The following is a 16,410-nucleotide window of genomic DNA, read 5'->3' as shown; positions in this document are numbered from 1 at the left end:
CCTGTAAACCAGGTACCCGCTTAAAAATTTCTAATCTTTTTTAATGTTTGTACTTATATTTTTTGTCCAATTTTATTTTTGCTCTGTATATTTTTTTTATGAAGTATAGGTGAAACTCTTTTGTATAAAGCTAAAGTCAATACTGATATTACAACTCCTTTAAGAAGATTAAATGGAATAATCATCCAAACAACGAAAGAATTTAAATCCTTAATATTATGATTTAATGCTGTTCCCATTCCTATAACTGCTTTAATTGGGAATCCTAATACTGTCTCATACAAAGGTAATATTAAAAAATAATTTAATATTGCTGCAAAAATTGACATACAAATTACTCCTATCAACAACCCAACAACAGCTCCACCCTTGCTTTTTCGAGCTTTATATATATATCCGGATATGAATACTAAAACTCCTCCTACTAGAAAGTTTGCAAGTTCTCCTACGAATGCTGTTTTTGTTGCTAACAATCCGTGTAATATATTCTTAAATAGTTCAATACCTACTCCCGCTATTGGTCCCAATGCAAAAGCCCCTAGAAGTGCTGGTAAATCACTAATATCAATCTTTAGAAATTCAGGAAATATTGGTAATGGTACTTCTAAGTACATTAAAAGAAAAGCTATTACAGATAAAAGTGAAATTTTGATAAGTCTAACAAGTTTTTCGTCTCTCATTATTAGTTCCCCCTAATTAAATATATCTTCTCGGGATGGATATAATAAAAACCCTGACATATAACTATGTCAGGGCGAATTAATATATATCACATCTTCTTTCATCCAGACTTTACTGTCGGCTTCGGAATCTAATCAGCATCTAAAGATGCTGTGTTAACGACTTCGGAAGGAAAAACGCCTTCCAAAATGTCGTTAAACCGAATCAGCCTTACGGCTCGCGGGCTTTACCGCCGGTGGGGAATTTCGCCCCGCCCTGAAGATTATTAAATTTATTTTTATAATTTAATTATATACATAACTTACAAAAAAAGCAACATATTAATTATTGATTTTTCATAGATAAAGATATTCTTTTTCTTTTCTCATCAACTTCTAACACGCTAACCTCTACTATATCTCCAACACTAACCACATCCAATGGATGTTTTACAAATTTATCTGATAACTGGCTTATGTGCACTAACCCATCCTGATGAACTCCAATATCAACAAAAGCACCAAAATCAGATACATTTCTAACTGTACCCATAAGTTTCATACCAGGTTTAAGATCCTTCATTTGAACAACACCTGTCTTTAATATTGGTTTTGGTAATTCCTCTCTTGGATCTCTACCTGGCTTTTTAATTTCTTTAATAATATCTCTAAGAGTAGGTGCACCTGTTTCTAATTCTAATGCGAGCTCATTAAAATTAATATCTTTTATCCTCTCATCCATGTCCCTAAAATTTAAGGATTTAAGATCATCTTTTGTATAGTTTAGGAAATCCAATAATTTTTTAGCAACAGCATATGACTCCGGATGAATTGAAGTGTTATCTAAAAATTCTTTTGACTCCATAACTCTTAAAAAGCCTGCACATTGCTCATAAGCCTTTGCTCCGAGTCTTTTAACCTTTAACAATTCTTTTCTAGCCTTGAATTTACCATTCTCTTCTCTATAGGCGACTATATTCGTTGCTATAGCAGCATTTATCCCCGATATATAAGTTAGAAGCGATGGTGTTGCAATATTAAGATCTACTCCAACAGCATTAACGCAATCCTCAACTACTCCTTTTAAAGATTCATCAAGCTTTTTAGGTGTCACGTCATGTTGGTATTGCCCAACTCCAATAGCTTTAGGATCTATTTTAACAAGCTCCACTAGTGGATCTTGGAGTCTTCGACCTATAGATATAGCTCCGCGAATAGATACATCTATATCTGGATATTCTTTAGAGGCAAGTTCTGAGGCAGAATATACTGATGCGCCTGCTTCTGAAACTATAACGTAGTACAAATCTTTTGAACATTCTTCTTTAAGCTCTTTGATGATTTGCGCGAGTATTTCTTCAGACTCACGACTAGCAGTTCCATTACCTAATGATACTACTTCTACATTATGCTTAATTACAAGTTCTTTAATAATAGCTATAGATTTTTGAACACCGTCTTTACTTCCCGCAGTAGCATATACTGTGGCCATATCTAAAACCTTGCCAGTATCGTCAAGTACCGCTATTTTGCACCCAGTTCTAAATCCAGGATCAAATCCAAGAACTACCTTTCCCTTTATAGGGGACTGCATTAGAAGAGCTTTTAAATTAGCTTTAAATATTTCAATAGCTCCTATTTCACCCTTTTCTGTAAGTTCAGAACGTATTTCTCTCTCAATTGATGGAAATATAAGTCTTTTTACAGAATCAATTATGCTGAGCTCTATATACTTATCAGTTTCACTATTTCCTTTTAAACATTTAGTTCTTAAGTACTGGGTAATCTTATCATTATCAGCCTTAATTTTTACAGAAAGTATCTTGCTATTCTCACCTCTATTTATAGCAAGAATCCTATGCGGTGGAATAGATTTAATGCCTTCTTTATACTCATAATACATTTCAAATGGGGTAGTGTCCTCTGAACTCCCTTTAGTTTCTACACTTCCTTGATTATGTACTAATGTCCTAATCCATTTTCTATAATCAGCTTGGTCTGAGATCATTTCACTAATAATATCCCCAGCACCTTGAAGTGCATCGTCTTCATTATTTACTCCGTTTTCTTCGCTTATGAATTTTTGAACATACTTTTTTATGTCCTCTTTAAGTTCACCACTAAAAATAATCTCTGCAAGAGGTTTTAATCCCTTTTCTATTGCAATAATAGCTCTCGTTCTTTTCTTAGGTTTAAATGGTCTATATATATCTTCTATCTCTGTTAACGTTTCACATTTATTTACGGATCTTTCAATTTCCTCTGTTAGCTTTTCTTGTTCACCAATAAGACGTACTACATCAGCTTTTCTTTCTTCTAAATTTCTAAGATATATAAGTCTCTCTGTGAAATTTCTAAGTATTATATCATCAAGTCCCCCAGTTCTCTCTTTTCTATATCTGGCAATAAAAGGGACTGTATTACCTTCATCCAATAACTCGATTACACTTTCTGCCTGATTCATTGTTATTGCAAATTCTTTAATTAATCTGTTGTTTATATTTTCCATATTTTTTTGACTATTTATTCTTCATATGCGAATAGTTAGAATAAATTATGTTATTCTATATATTTTTATATGCTTAATAGCCAATCCTCCTCACGTAATTTATATTTTATATCTTAAATTTAATAGAGTAAAATTAACACATTTAATCATACCACGAATTATATCCTCATATCTATATAGAATATAGAAATTTTTAGGAGAAATCTATGAAGAAATTAATATGTTCTTGTTTTTTAGCATTTTGTCTTTTATTATTATTTTATAGCGCACATATGTATTATACCCTATATGGATTCAATCCTACAAATGTATACCAAAACATAAAATATATCTCTTCAGACCAGTTTAAAGGCAGATTACCTGGCACTTTAGAAAATGCAGAAATTGCTCAATACATTAACACTGAATTTAAAAATAATGGATTAGAACCTTATAAAGGTAAAGAGTTTCAAAGTTTTAAAGTACAATATCCTAAAAAGATTAAAAATAGTCCATATTTAAAGGTATTGGATAGTAATGGTAATACGGTAAAAGATTTTGTCTATAGTAAGGATTTTAAAGAAGATATGCTAAACTTCAAAACTAATCATTTAACATTTAGCAAAAATAATGTTTCAATAAACGAAACCTATCTTAAAGTAACTACAAGTGATGGCTCCTTTATATTATTTGTTCCAAATGGTAATGATTTATCCTTTAGAAGCTCTTTCATACATGATTCCAAATATAATATGTATATTATGATTACTAAAGAAACCTATGGGGCTCTTAAAGATTTATTAGCTAAAGATAACACAGTTGATTGTTTTATCCCATATGAAGTCTCAGAAACCAGTATAAACAACGTTATGGGCTACTTAGAAGGCTCGAATTCATCTCTTGATCCTATAATTGTTTCTGCACATTTCGACCACCTTGGTACGGATTTGAATGATACTATATACAATGGTGCTCTAGATAATGCGTCTGGTCTTTCTTTTATGTTGGAAATGAGTAAGTATTTAACTTCACTTGGTAAACCCTCCCGTAGTATTCTTTTCTTAGGATTTAACGCAGAAGAATTTGGGTGTTTAGGTTCAAATCAATTCATCAAGGAATATAAAAAGGATATATTGAAGAGCAAAGTATACAATTTCGACATGATTGGAAGTAATAACGCTGTTCCACTATACATCATGGGCGGAAAAAAAGACACCGACAAAACGCCTTTCATTAAAGCAGTTACAACTACTTGCGTGGCAGAAAAAATACTTTTTAATTATCTTTTTGAAGATGCTAGCGACCACGAAGGCTTTAGGACTCAAAATATTGATGCTATAACCTTTTGTGACAATGATATGTCGCGAATACACACACCTAGTGATACCTATGATAATATAAGTTTAGCTTCTATAGAAAGATGTTATGACGTAGCATCTAAGGAGATAGTTAAAAATACTTTTAAGGATAGCTTTATTATTATATATTACAAAGAATATTTTTTAATTTCTATAATTGGAAGCGTGATATTTTCTTTGCTTTATAGGAAGATTATCAAAAAAACTTCTATTTAAACATTAATAAAAATCGTTTCATATTTTTAAACGGTGAAACGATTCCTAAATATTCTTTATAATTCCCTTGTGTGCTTTTTTCTTCTTTGTAGTTTTATGTTCAAATCCACGTGACATTACACTTATATTTCCATCCACTTCTAATACCGCTAAATCTACCTCTTCCACCTTAGCTACTCCATGTTCTCTAATTACCTCCATGATTTCTTCCATTGATATTTTAGCTTTAATAATGTTTTTCATATTAATTTTACCATCATATATTAAGAGTAATGCTTCTCCTTGTATTAACTTATTCACTTTAGGAAAGCGATACATTATCCGTTTAAACAAATAATTAACAGCAAATAATGAAGTTGCTGCTGCTAGTCCCCCCCCTAATGTTGAATCCGTACCCACCATTGCATTCTGAACCGCATTACTTATAAGTAAAATAAAGACTAAGTCAATTACAGATAATTGAGCTAATTCGTTTTTTCCAAATAATCTTATAGCAACTACTATAAAAATATATACACTTACAGAACTTAAAATAATTTTCAAATATGGAAATGCTATCGTTATCATAATTCACCCCTGTTTAATAAAAGTTGGCAACCTAGTTACCAACTTCTGATCTTGTATTGGATTAAATTTTATTTATTTATCTGCCTTAAATACTCTTCAATAAAAATATCAATATTCCCATCCATAACTGAATCTACATTTCCGGTTTCTGTATTAGTCCTATGATCCTTAACCAAATTATATGGATGAAATACATAAGATCTAATTTGACTTCCCCAACCATTTTCTTTTAAATCACCGGTTAGGTCTTCAATTCTATCCTTTTTAGCCCTTTCCTTCAAGTCTAAAAGCTTTGCCATAAGCATCTTCATTGCAGTTTGTTTATTACTATGCTGGCTTCGCTCATTTTGACACTGAACTACAATACCAGTAGGTATGTGAGTAATTCTTATGGCTGAGTCAGTTTTGTTTACATGTTGACCTCCAGCTCCTCCAGACCTATAAGTGTCTATTCTAAGGTCATCAGGTTTTATATCAATATCTTGCTCCTCAGTAAGCTCAGGAAGTACTTCACAAGAAGCAAAAGAAGTTTGCCTCTTTCCATTTGCATTAAAAGGAGAAATTCTCACTAACCTATGAACTCCCTTTTCGGCCATTAAATACCCATATGCATACTCACCAGTTATTTTTAATGTAACTGCTTTAATACCTGCCTCATCTGATGGTTGATAATCTAGAACGACCACCTTATATCCCTTTTTTTCACACCATCTTGAGTACATTCTATAAAGCATTTCTGTCCAATCCTGAGCGTCGCTTCCACCTGCCCCAGTGTGAAGTGTCAAAATAGCATTATTTATATCATATTTTCCAGATAATAAAATCTCTATTCTAAACCTATCAGTATCACGCGCTAAATCCTCAAGTTCTGTTTTTATTTCTGCTATAGACGAATCGTCTTCTTCATCTTGACTTAATTCAATAAGCATTTCTAAATCTTCTATCTTACTATTTACTAGATTAAATCTATCAATTCTATCTTTAATTCCTTTAGCTTTTTGAGTAATTTTTTGTGCCTCTTTTGTATCTTCCCAAAAGTCGGTCTCCTGCATTTTAAACTCAAATTCTTTTAATTGTTTTTCTAGTGTTGTTACGTCAAAGAGACACCCGGATTTCTTCTACGTTACCTTTTAATACATTTAAGTCACTTAATACTTCTTCAATTAGTATTATCAAATAAAACACCTCTCTCATTATACTTATAAAAGGGTGAGCAATAAATTATTGCTCGCCCCTTTTACAACTTGTATTTTAATATCATAAGTTCAAGCTATCCTCTGCCGCAGCAGTTTTTATATTTTTTCCCGGAACCACAAGAACATTCATCATTTCTTCCTGGTTTAGCTTCTTTTTTATTTGGCTCTTTTTTAATAGAATCATCATGATTTGTTGATGTAATTTTCGCAACCATTTCTCTTTCCGGTGCTTTTTCTATTTGAACGTGGAATAAATATTTAACAGCTTCTATTTTAATGTTCCCAATCATTTCAGCAAACATATCGCTACCTTCCATTTGGTAGGCTTGTGTTGGATCCTGTTGCTTATAAGCTCTAAGTCCAATACCTTGTTTTAAATGTTCCATATCATCAATATGATCCATCCATTTACTATCTACTACCCTCAAAAGAATAACTCTTTCGACTTCTCTCATTTGTTCCTCGCCAAAGTCTTCTTCTTTCTGTCCATATATATTTTTAGCTATTTCAAGAAACTTATCTTTAATTTCATCATTAGCTGATTTAGAAAGCTCTTCTACGGAAATCATATCTTTTGGAAGATATATCTCTTCAAGATAATCAACAAGTTTTATTAGTTCTTCATCAAAAGTTTCCTCATCGCCAGTAATATGTGAATCAACTGCATCAAAAATAACATCTTTTATCATCTCTTCAATTTGATCTTTTATATTATCTCCTTGAAGAACCTCAGTCCTTTGTTTATAAATTATTTCTCTTTGCTGATTCATTACATCATCATATTGAACAACATTTTTTCTTATATCGAAATTATTTCCTTCTACTTTCTTTTGAGCACTTTCTATGGCACCACTTACCATTTTACTTTCAATAGCGTCCTCATCAGTTAAACCTAATTTTCCAACAACCCCTTGGAGTCTTTCCGAACCAAATATTCTCATTAGATCATCCTCAAGTGATATATAAAATCTTGTGCTTCCCACATCACCCTGACGACCGGCACGACCTCTAAGTTGATTATCTATACGTCTAGATTCATGCCTTTCAGTTCCAATTATCTTTAATCCTCCAGCTTCAACAACGCCTTCTTCAAGCTTAATATCAGTACCACGGCCCGCCATATTAGTTGCTATTGTAACCATACCAAGTGACCCTGCATGTGATACTATATCTGCTTCTCGCTCATGATACTTAGCATTAAGTACTTGATGAGGAATTCCACGTCTTTTAAGCATCTCAGATAATAATTCTGATTTTTCTATACTGACAGTACCTACAAGTACAGGTTGTTTATTATTATAAGTTTCAACTATTTCATCTATTATAGCTTTATATTTCCCTTTAACGGTTTTAAAAACTAAATCTGCATTATCAAGTCTTGTTAACGGCATATTAGTGGGTATTACTATTACATCCAGTCCATATATTTCTCTAAATTCATTTTCTTCTGTAAGTGCAGTACCCGTCATGCCTGCTATCTTCTCATACATTCTAAAATAGTTTTGGAATGTAATAGTTGCGAGAGTTTTTGACTCTTTTTCAATTTTTACTCCCTCTTTTGCTTCAATAGCCTGATGAAGTCCATCACTATACCTTCTACCTTCCATAAGTCTTCCAGTAAATTCATCTACGATGATAACCTCTCCATCTTTCTCCATATAGTCTTTATCTTTTCTCATGATAAAGTTTGCTTTTAGAGCTTGAACTACATGGTGCTGTACTCCCATATTTGATGCATCAGCATAATTTTCTAAGTGGAAATATTTTTCCGCTTTGTCCATACCATCTTCTGTTAGTATAACTGCACTAGCTTTTTCATCTATAGTGTAATCTGCTTCCTTTACTAAACCTTTGGCGAAATTATCTGCTACTTTATAAAAATCTGTAGATTTTTCTCCTTCTCCAGATATTATAAGTGGTGTCCTAGCCTCATCTATTAATATTGAGTCAACCTCATCCACAATTACAAAGTTTAATTTCCTTTGAACTGCTTCTTCTTTATAAACAACCATATTATCCCTTAAATAATCAAATCCAAATTCATTGTTTGTTCCGTATGTAATATCAGAATTATAGGCATCTTTCCTTTGAGTTTGATCTATATCATGAATAATTACGCCTACAGAAACACCTAGAAATTCATGTATTCTTCCCATCTCATCACGATCTCTTTTTGCAAGATAATCATTAACTGTAATTACATGGACACCTTTTCCGGTTAACGCATTAAGGTACGATGGTAATGTAGCAACTAGTGTCTTTCCTTCACCAGTTTTCATTTCTGTTATTCTTCCTTGGTGAAGTACTATGCCTCCAATTAATTGCACTCTAAAATGTTTCATTTTAAGAACTCTCCAAGAAGCTTCTCTAACTACCGCAAATGCTTCAGGTAATATATCTTCTAAAGTCTCCCCTTTGCCTAATCTGCTCTTAAATTCTTCTGTTTTTGCTTTAAGTTCTTCATCACTTAAACTAGTCATTTTTGAATCCAATGCTTCTATTTTATCTACAGTTGTAATTATTCTTTTTATTTCTCTATCGCTGTAACTACCAAATAACTTGCTAAAAAATTTCATATTTTTCATCCTCACTATTCATTTTAATACTTTTTAAATTTATTTTAATACTTTTAAATCCTATTTTAATATTTTTAAATCCAATTTTAATACTTTCCAAATTTTTTAAATACTTTCTAAATATATACTTTTAAATTATACCACTTAATTTATTGCTATTCAACTTATATAATCTAATGAATTTTACTTTTATTACAAAAGATTTCCTAATATACTGTAAAAAATTTAAAAAGGATTAAAGTAAAAACATTTACTTTAATCCTTTAAAATTAATTAAATTTTAAAATTCTGGTTCTATCAAGCCATAATCTCCATCTTTTCTTTTATATACTACATTTACTTCTGAACCGTCATCTCTCATATATACGAAAAAGCTATGACCAACTAATTCCATTTGAAGCACTGCTTCCTCTTTAGACATTGGTTTGATTGCAAACTTCTTTGTCTTTACTATCTTAGGCTCTGCATCTTCTTCAGTAAAATTATATTGTGGTATACCCTGAAATTTAAGGGAAGTTCCATGATTTTTCTTTTCTAATCTTGTTTTATGTTTTCTAATTTGTCTTTCTAATTTGTCAGCAACAATATCTATAGACATATACATATCTTCGTTTTGCTCTTCTGCTCTTAAAATAACTCCGTTGAAAGGAATTGTGATTTCTATTTTATGTCTATTTTTTTGAACACTCAAAGTTGCTTGAGCTTCAACATCTGGATTAAAATATTTCTCTAATTTAGATACTTTTTTTTCTATAATATTTTTCAAGGCCTCTGTTATCTCTATGTTTTTTCCTATTACTTTAACGTTCATACGTCCAGCCCCTTCCTAATATTCGCATAATGCTTTTTTAAAAATTGCATTATGTTTGATGTATTAATCATAGTACTTTTAACACTAAATAGCAACAAGAAAAATCAGAATTTACATAATATTTAGTGTTTTAAATTATATTCCATATATCAATCCAAAATAACTCATTGTTATACTTATAGCATAATTTATATTATGTTAGTACTTTGTGACTAAGTGGCTAATTTAATACCAAAAAAGTAAATAGCAGTCTAATAAAAGACTGCTATACCGCACTGTTAGTGCCGTAGTAAATCATTTGACCTGGTCTTTGACCCCACACTCGCCTGCTGGAGCTTTTGCTACCCAGAATTACCTTCTCACTACTAACACTCTCGCCCGTTAAAACGGCAGGACTAACCTCTAAGCCGCACCATGCTCACTAAACTTTGTTTAACTTACGTGGATCGTTTCGCCTGCGACTGGCATCGACTTTCAACCACAAACCTAACTTACTACAATAATATTATACATTACTTTTAGCTATAGTCAAGATATAAATGTTATCCGCTCCATTTTCTTTTAATTTTTGTGCACAATGGAATGCTGTAGCCCCAGTAGTTATAACATCATCAACTAGTAAAACATTTTTACTTAGAATATTCTTATTCTTTTGAATTTCAAAACATTTTTTCATATTGATCCATCTTTGTTCGCCATTTAGACCTATCTGATCCTTAGTATCCTCAGTTTTAATTAAGCTTCTGAATACAGGAATATCTAAAAATCTAGATAAGTAATTTGCCAAATACTCACTTTGGTTATACCCTCTGCTTTTTAAACCCTTTTTAGTCATAGGTACATATGAAATTAAGTCGAACTGTAAGTCATTATTTTCAACAACTTCTAACATATACTTAGCTAAAATTTCTCCGCATATAAAATCGCTCTTATATTTAAGCCTAATTATTAATTCTTTTACTATATTTGAATAATAAAAAACTGACCGAGCAAGATATTTTTCTTCCTGATGACCAATATAAAAGCTTTCCTCACACCGCCTTAATTTATTTGAGCATACAGTGCATAGTGGCTCATTTTCTCCACTATAACCACCACATATTACGCATAACTCATCCCCTGAATATAAAAGTCCAACCAAACAATAGAATATATTTTTTATATACTTAATAATCCTCTTTCCCACGCTTTCTCATTAAATTTTCTAGCTATATCTTTAGCTTCATCCATTTGAACGGTTTGGACATTAGCTAAAAATATAGCCTCTCCTCTATGGGTACTTTCATATCTTCCAACCTTACTTGATAACCAGAATAGTTGCTTATAATCAAACTTGCTGTTATCTGCAAAATAAACTATAACGTCAACAGAAGGAATTTGCATGTAATTTCCATCAAAATCATTAGTTACTATTATCCCTCTTTCTTTATCCATAAATTTTAATTTAATATAATCATCACTTTTACCCTTAATAAATAGAAATATATTTTCGCTTAACTTTTCTTTGAAATTACTTAAATACTCAAATACAGCTGTAGCTTTTTCCGCATCTGGTGTAAATATTATTACCTTTCTATTAGATATGATTGACCAATTTAGGTATTCATAAACTACCAAAGGTATGTCCATACTAAGATTTATTCTTGTAGTTATTATTCTGGGTTCAATAATTGGAATATTAGTGTCTTCAAGTGGAAACATAATTGGGTCACTCTCATTTAAAACACTCTCCACAGAGTACGATATAGCCGTCCCTTCCTCTTTACACACTTGTAATAATATTTCTTTTATTTGTTCTTTATTATATTTAGGAAAACTTCTAATATCATTATATATAACTAAATCAAATTTTTTTTGAAATTTCAAAGCATTTTCATGACTACATATATATAAATAACCATCTTCATCCTTATAATTTGATTTAGTGGAATATACATATTGCCCTAAATTACTAAGTTTATTTAAGTAGTACATAATATCAATATAACGTTCATCTTCATTAGTTATATAAAGTATGTTTTTCTTATCATTTGCGTATGAGATTATAGTTTTTAAGAATATATCAGAAGAATTATAAAACGCAGATACAACATCAATTCTTCTTTTGTTTTTTATAGCATTTCTTGAAATTTCTTCGCTAATTTCATCTTTTCCCTTACTAAGGTTTATTTTTGAGTAGTAAACCATGTAAAATCTCCTTTATAGTTATAAATTAGTTATAATTTAATCGCGCTAATTCTCATCTAGGCTCATGTTTTCATCTACTATTTGTCTTATTCTAAATCCCAACGCAGAATACCGTTCAAAACTTCTATTGTTGTCTTTCATAAAATTAATAGCTTTGATTGATCCTACTAGAACAACCATATTCTTCGCTCTGGTTATCCCTGTATAAAGTAAATTTCTATTCATTAACATTGGTGGTCCCATAAACATAGGCATAATTACAACTTCAAATTCACTACCTTGACTTTTATGTATTGTAATAGCATACGCAAGTGTTAGTTCTTCTAGAAATATACCTTCGTATTCTACACGCTTATCATCATCAAAAATAACAATTACATTTTCATTATCTTCATCAATATCTTCAACATACCCTACATCGCCATTAAAAATTCCAGTTCCATCTTCAGCCTTTGCGCTCATTTTATGCCACTTCATAGAATAATTGTTTTTAATCTGCATAACTTTATCGCCAACTCTAAATATGGTATTTCTATAATCTTTTTCTTTTTTATAAATAGACTTAGGATTTAAGACTTCCTGAAGTCTTTGATTTAAGTTTTCTATACCCAATATCCCTTTTCTCATAGGTGAGAGTATTTGAATATGTTTCATCTTATCCCACTCTTTATTAAACTTTGGTAACCTTGTATTGATTAAAGTAATTATACTATCTAAGATCTTCTCTGGCTCATTTCTTTCTATAAAATAAAAATCTTTATCCTTTTTATTTAAAACAGGCATCTCTCCGTTATTAATTTTATGAGCATTCACAATAATCATACTTTCTCTAGCCTGCCTAAAAATTTCCTTGAGTTTAACTACTTTAACGCAATTACTGTCAATAATATCTCTTAGTACATTACCCGGGCCTACAGATGGCAATTGGTCAACATCACCAACAATTATAAGTCTAGTTCCTATGCTAATAGCTTTTAATAAATTGTTCATAAGCATTATATCTATCATGGAAGCTTCATCAACAATAAGCACATCACAATCTAATGGAGATTCCTCCGATTTAAAAAACTCAGACCCATCTTCATTGCCTACTCCAAGCTCGAGCAACCTATGTATAGTTTTTGCTTCGCGACCGGTAGCTTCTGTCATTCTCTTAGCGGCGCGCCCTGTAGGTGCAGCCATGTATACTTTCATTCCTGCATCTTCAAACACCTCTGTAATACAGTTGATTATAGTAGTTTTGCCAGTACCAGGGCCTCCAGTAATAACCTCGATACTATTTCCTACTGCATTACAAATAGCAGCCTTTTGAGACGTGGCAAATTGTATGTTCTTTTCCTCTTCAAAATCTTTTATTTTTTCTTCTACATCTATCTCTATTTCATCATACTTTGCTACAGATAAAGTTATAATTTTTTTAGTAATACTTAATTCACAATAATAAAAAGGCATAGTGAAAACACATTTTTCTTCATCGATGTCTTCAACTTTTAATTTTCCTTGTAATACATTATCATAAATATTTTTCTCTATTTCATCATCTGTAACACCAAGAATATTTTTAGCTTCCCTATATAATTTTTCAAGTGGCATATAGGTATTTCCCATAGCACAAAACTCATTAACTACATAATTAATTCCACTTTGTATTCTAAAAGGTGATTCTTTGTCAATGCCTAAACTTCGTGCTATCTTATCCGCAATTTTAAATCCTACACCAGCAATGGTTTCAGTTAAAACATAAGGATTCTCTTGCACTACCTTTATAGACTCTCCCCCATATTTTTTATAGATTTTAACACATTGATTAGGTGTTACTCCATAAGTTTGAAGAAATATCATTATGTTTTTAACTTCTCTTTGTTTAGAATATGATTCAAAAATCAATTGAATTTTTTTCTGACCTACACCATCAATTTCTTTTAATCTTTCGATTTCATTATCTAAAATATTCATAGTGTCTTCCCCAAAATGTTTTACAATCTTTTTAGCCGTTACTGGTCCAATTCCTTGAATAACTCCTGAAGCTAAATATTTTTCTATGCCTACAACAGAACTCGGTATTATTTCCTCACAGTACGTTATTCTAAACTGCTTCCCAAATTGTGGATGGGTAACCCATTCCCCCGATAATTTTAAATTCTGCCCTTCACTTATGTATGGTACTATGCCTACCACAGTTATTTTTTCCTTATTGTCATTTAAATGAGCAATTATATAACCATTGTCTTCATTATGAAATACTACTTCTTCGATTGTTCCCTGTATTTCTGGCATAAAATCTCTCCTATTTATAAATTTATAGATATTAATACTAATAAAAATAATAACAGTATTAATATATCATATTTATTTTACATCTCACATCATAAGTATACCCCTATCTTAACTTTATTCAAAATTTCATTAAATAATCACTTACGAAAAAATGGATAACAATTTAAATTGTTATCCATTTTCCTTATTATATATATTTTTTTATTTCATCTACTTTATTTAGTTTTTCCCAGGTTAAATCTAAATCAGTTCTTCCAAAATGTCCATAAGCTGCTACTTGTTTGTATATAGGTCTTCTTAAATCTAGTTCTCTTATAATAACAGCTGGCCTTAAATCAAATACTTTTTCAACTATCTCAACGATTTTATCATCAGATATTTTCCCAGTTCCGAAAGTTTCAACTTCTATAGATACTGGTTTAGCTACACCTATAGCATAAGCAAGTTCTATTTCTAATTTATCTGCAACTCCTGCTGCTACTAGATTTTTAGCAACCCACCTTGCAGCATATGCAGCAGATCTATCAACTTTTGTTGGATCTTTCCCTGAGAAACATCCACCGCCATGTCTTCCATATCCACCATACGTATCCACTATTATTTTTCTTCCTGTTAAACCAGAGTCTCCTTGTGGTCCTCCTATTACAAATCTACCTGTAGGGTTTATATAATACTTTGTGTTTTCGTCTAATAATCCGCTTGGCACTATAGGTTTTATTACATATTCCTTTAAATCATTTTCAATTTGATCATGTGTTGCTTCTTTTCCATGTTGAGTTGAAATAACAATAGTATCTATTCTTACTGGTTTATTATCCTCATACTCTACAGTAACTTGAGTTTTACCATCTGGTCTTAAGTATTTTAACGTACCATCTTTTCTTACTTCGCTTAATTTTCTTGCAAGTCTATGAGCCATAGCTATTGGTAATGGCATGTACTCAGGTGTCTCATTTGTGGCAAACCCAAACATCATTCCTTGATCTCCAGCACCTATTGAATCTATCTTCGCAAGCTGACCTGCCTTAGATTCTAATGCCTCATCAACTCCCATGGCTATATCTGCAGACTGTTCATTAATAGATGTAATTACAGCACATGTGCTGGCATCAAAACCATATTTTGCTCTTGTATATCCTATACCTTCAATTGTAGCTCTAACAACCTTAGGAACATCTACATAACAGCTAGTTGTTATCTCTCCCATAACTAATACCATCCCTGTAGTGACAGCTGTTTCACAAGCAACTCTAGCGTAAGGATCTTGTTCTAATATAGCATCAAGTACTGCATCTGAGATTTGGTCACAAATTTTATCTGGATGGCCTTCTGTAACTGATTCTGATGTAAATAATCGTTTCATTATAATTCTCCTTTCTAATTTTTATAAATTCATATAAAAAACACCTCTTCGAAATAAGAAGAGGTGTTTTAACCATCTCCCTTATCTTGCAGATTATAACTGCAGGAATTGGCACCATGGTGTTTTGCACCGGTTGCCGGGTTTCATAGGGCCTTTTTCCCTCCACCTCTCTTGATAAGAGTTATCAATATTAAGTTTCAATTATATTAACACATGCATTTTGTAGTGTCAACAGAATATATATGTTTTAAAATTAAGTCAATAAAAAAGACATCTAAAGATGTCTTTTGGTGGAGGAGGATGGATTCGAACCATCGAAACATTACGTAACAGATTTACAGTCTGCCCCCTTTGGCCACTCGGGAACTCCTCCATACATGGAGCTGGCAATAGGAATTGAACCTACAACCTGCTGATTACAAGTCAGCTGCTCTACCGTTGAGCCATGCCAGCATGCATTTCATTCTATTATGGTGGGAACAACAGGGTTCGAACCTGTGACCCTCTGCTTGTAAGGCAGATGCTCTCCCAGCTGAGCTATGCTCCCAGAACTTGTGTCAAAATATGTGATTGGTGGAGGAGGACGGATTCGAACCATCGAAACATTACGTAACAGATTTACAGTCTGCCCCCTTTGGCCACTCGGGAACTCCTCCACTTTTGGAGCTGGCAATAGGAATTGAACCTACAACCTGCTGATTACAAGTCAGCT

At 31.9% G+C, this 16,410-nt stretch carries 11 protein-coding genes, 4 tRNA genes and 2 riboswitches; of the genes, 1 reads left to right on the top strand and 14 read right to left on the bottom strand.

The annotated features are described in order from the left end of the window. Positions 1-53: 53 nt before the first annotated feature. On the bottom strand, positions 54-680 hold the full coding sequence (locus VIM70_RS21250; RefSeq protein WP_331947782.1) for an ECF transporter S component: 627 nt from the start codon (positions 678-680) through the stop codon (positions 54-56). Positions 681-769: 89 nt separating this feature from the next. Continuing rightward, positions 770-948, bottom strand: a riboswitch (FMN riboswitch). Between the two features lie 57 nt (positions 949-1,005). Beyond that, on the bottom strand, positions 1,006-3,168 hold the full coding sequence (locus VIM70_RS21245) for a Tex family protein (RefSeq protein ID WP_331947781.1): 2,163 nt from the start codon (positions 3,166-3,168) through the stop codon (positions 1,006-1,008). Positions 3,169-3,374: 206 nt separating this feature from the next. Here VIM70_RS21245 and VIM70_RS21240 point away from each other — a divergent pair, with 206 nt between their 5' ends. After that, on the top strand, positions 3,375-4,721 hold the full coding sequence (locus VIM70_RS21240; protein WP_331947780.1) for a M28 family metallopeptidase: 1,347 nt from the start codon (positions 3,375-3,377) through the stop codon (positions 4,719-4,721). Between the two features lie 45 nt (positions 4,722-4,766). Here the strand turns inward: VIM70_RS21240 and VIM70_RS21235 are convergent, their stop codons facing one another. The 12 genes from VIM70_RS21235 to VIM70_RS21180 all read right to left on the bottom strand — a co-directional run bounded on the left by VIM70_RS21235 (position 4,767) and on the right by VIM70_RS21180 (position 16,354). Further along, positions 4,767-5,288, bottom strand: a complete 522-nt coding sequence (locus tag VIM70_RS21235) for a DUF421 domain-containing protein (RefSeq protein WP_331947779.1) — start codon at positions 5,286-5,288, stop codon at positions 4,767-4,769. A gap of 68 nt (positions 5,289-5,356) precedes the next feature. Next, a protein-coding gene (gene prfB, locus VIM70_RS21230; RefSeq protein WP_331947778.1) for a peptide chain release factor 2 occupies positions 5,357-6,464 on the bottom strand; the annotation gives its coding sequence in 2 pieces (ribosomal slippage) (positions 5,357-6,385 and positions 6,387-6,464; 1,107 coding nt in all). Between the two features lie 94 nt (positions 6,465-6,558). Continuing rightward, positions 6,559-9,060, bottom strand: a complete 2,502-nt coding sequence (gene secA, locus VIM70_RS21225; RefSeq protein ID WP_331947777.1) for a preprotein translocase subunit SecA — start codon at positions 9,058-9,060, stop codon at positions 6,559-6,561. Between the two features lie 280 nt (positions 9,061-9,340). Next, positions 9,341-9,871 (bottom strand): ribosome hibernation-promoting factor, HPF/YfiA family, encoded by a 531-nt coding sequence (hpf, locus tag VIM70_RS21220; protein WP_331947776.1) that lies wholly within the window; start codon positions 9,869-9,871, stop codon positions 9,341-9,343. 505 nt (positions 9,872-10,376) lie between these two features. Then, a complete protein-coding gene (locus tag VIM70_RS21215) occupies positions 10,377-11,057 on the bottom strand; it encodes a ComF family protein (RefSeq protein WP_331947775.1) in 681 nt (226 codons plus the stop codon). Further along, positions 11,030-12,058 carry a hypothetical protein gene (locus VIM70_RS21210; RefSeq protein WP_331947774.1) on the bottom strand — a complete coding sequence of 343 codons (1,029 nt, stop codon included), beginning with the start codon at positions 12,056-12,058 and terminating at the stop codon, positions 11,030-11,032. The genes VIM70_RS21215 and VIM70_RS21210 overlap by 28 nt, the downstream gene beginning before the upstream one ends. A gap of 45 nt (positions 12,059-12,103) precedes the next feature. Then, entirely contained in the window at positions 12,104-14,335 is a 2,232-nt protein-coding gene (locus tag VIM70_RS21205) for an ATP-dependent RecD-like DNA helicase (protein WP_331947773.1), read from the bottom strand. A 187-nt stretch (positions 14,336-14,522) separates the two neighbouring features. After that, entirely contained in the window at positions 14,523-15,698 is a 1,176-nt protein-coding gene (gene metK, locus VIM70_RS21200; RefSeq protein ID WP_331947772.1) for a methionine adenosyltransferase, read from the bottom strand. A 78-nt stretch (positions 15,699-15,776) separates the two neighbouring features. After that, positions 15,777-15,879: riboswitch (SAM riboswitch) on the bottom strand. A gap of 107 nt (positions 15,880-15,986) precedes the next feature. After that, positions 15,987-16,071 (bottom strand) — tRNA-Tyr (locus tag VIM70_RS21195). A 5-nt stretch (positions 16,072-16,076) separates the two neighbouring features. Further along, a tRNA-Thr gene (locus VIM70_RS21190) sits at positions 16,077-16,151 on the bottom strand. A gap of 18 nt (positions 16,152-16,169) precedes the next feature. Then, a tRNA-Val gene (locus tag VIM70_RS21185) sits at positions 16,170-16,245 on the bottom strand. A gap of 24 nt (positions 16,246-16,269) precedes the next feature. Beyond that, positions 16,270-16,354: transfer RNA gene (locus tag VIM70_RS21180), tRNA-Tyr, on the bottom strand. Between the last annotated feature and the right edge of the window lie 56 nt (positions 16,355-16,410).

The sequence above is a fragment of the Clostridium sp. genome (genome assembly GCF_036569345.1).
Taxonomy (GTDB): Bacteria; Bacillota; Clostridia; order Clostridiales; family Clostridiaceae; genus Clostridium_AD.
This window is presented reverse-complemented; position numbering and strand designations above follow the sequence as displayed.

Bases quoted from the DNA above. Each gene is read 5' to 3' on its own strand.
- VIM70_RS21250 (WP_331947782.1), bottom strand. From the start codon at position 680: ATGAGAGACGAAAAACTTGTTAGACTTATCAAAATTTCACTTTTATCT.
- VIM70_RS21245 (WP_331947781.1), bottom strand. From the start codon at position 3,168: ATGGAAAATATAAACAACAGATTAATTAAAGAATTTGCAATAACAATG.
- VIM70_RS21240 (WP_331947780.1), top strand. From the start codon at position 3,375: ATGAAGAAATTAATATGTTCTTGTTTTTTAGCATTTTGTCTTTTATTA.
- VIM70_RS21235 (WP_331947779.1), bottom strand. From the start codon at position 5,288: ATGATAACGATAGCATTTCCATATTTGAAAATTATTTTAAGTTCTGTA.
- secA (WP_331947777.1), bottom strand. From the start codon at position 9,060: ATGAAATTTTTTAGCAAGTTATTTGGTAGTTACAGCGATAGAGAAATA.
- hpf (WP_331947776.1), bottom strand. From the start codon at position 9,871: ATGAACGTTAAAGTAATAGGAAAAAACATAGAGATAACAGAGGCCTTG.
- VIM70_RS21210 (WP_331947774.1), bottom strand. From the start codon at position 12,058: ATGGTTTACTACTCAAAAATAAACCTTAGTAAGGGAAAAGATGAAATT.
- VIM70_RS21205 (WP_331947773.1), bottom strand. From the start codon at position 14,335: ATGCCAGAAATACAGGGAACAATCGAAGAAGTAGTATTTCATAATGAA.
- metK (WP_331947772.1), bottom strand. From the start codon at position 15,698: ATGAAACGATTATTTACATCAGAATCAGTTACAGAAGGCCATCCAGAT.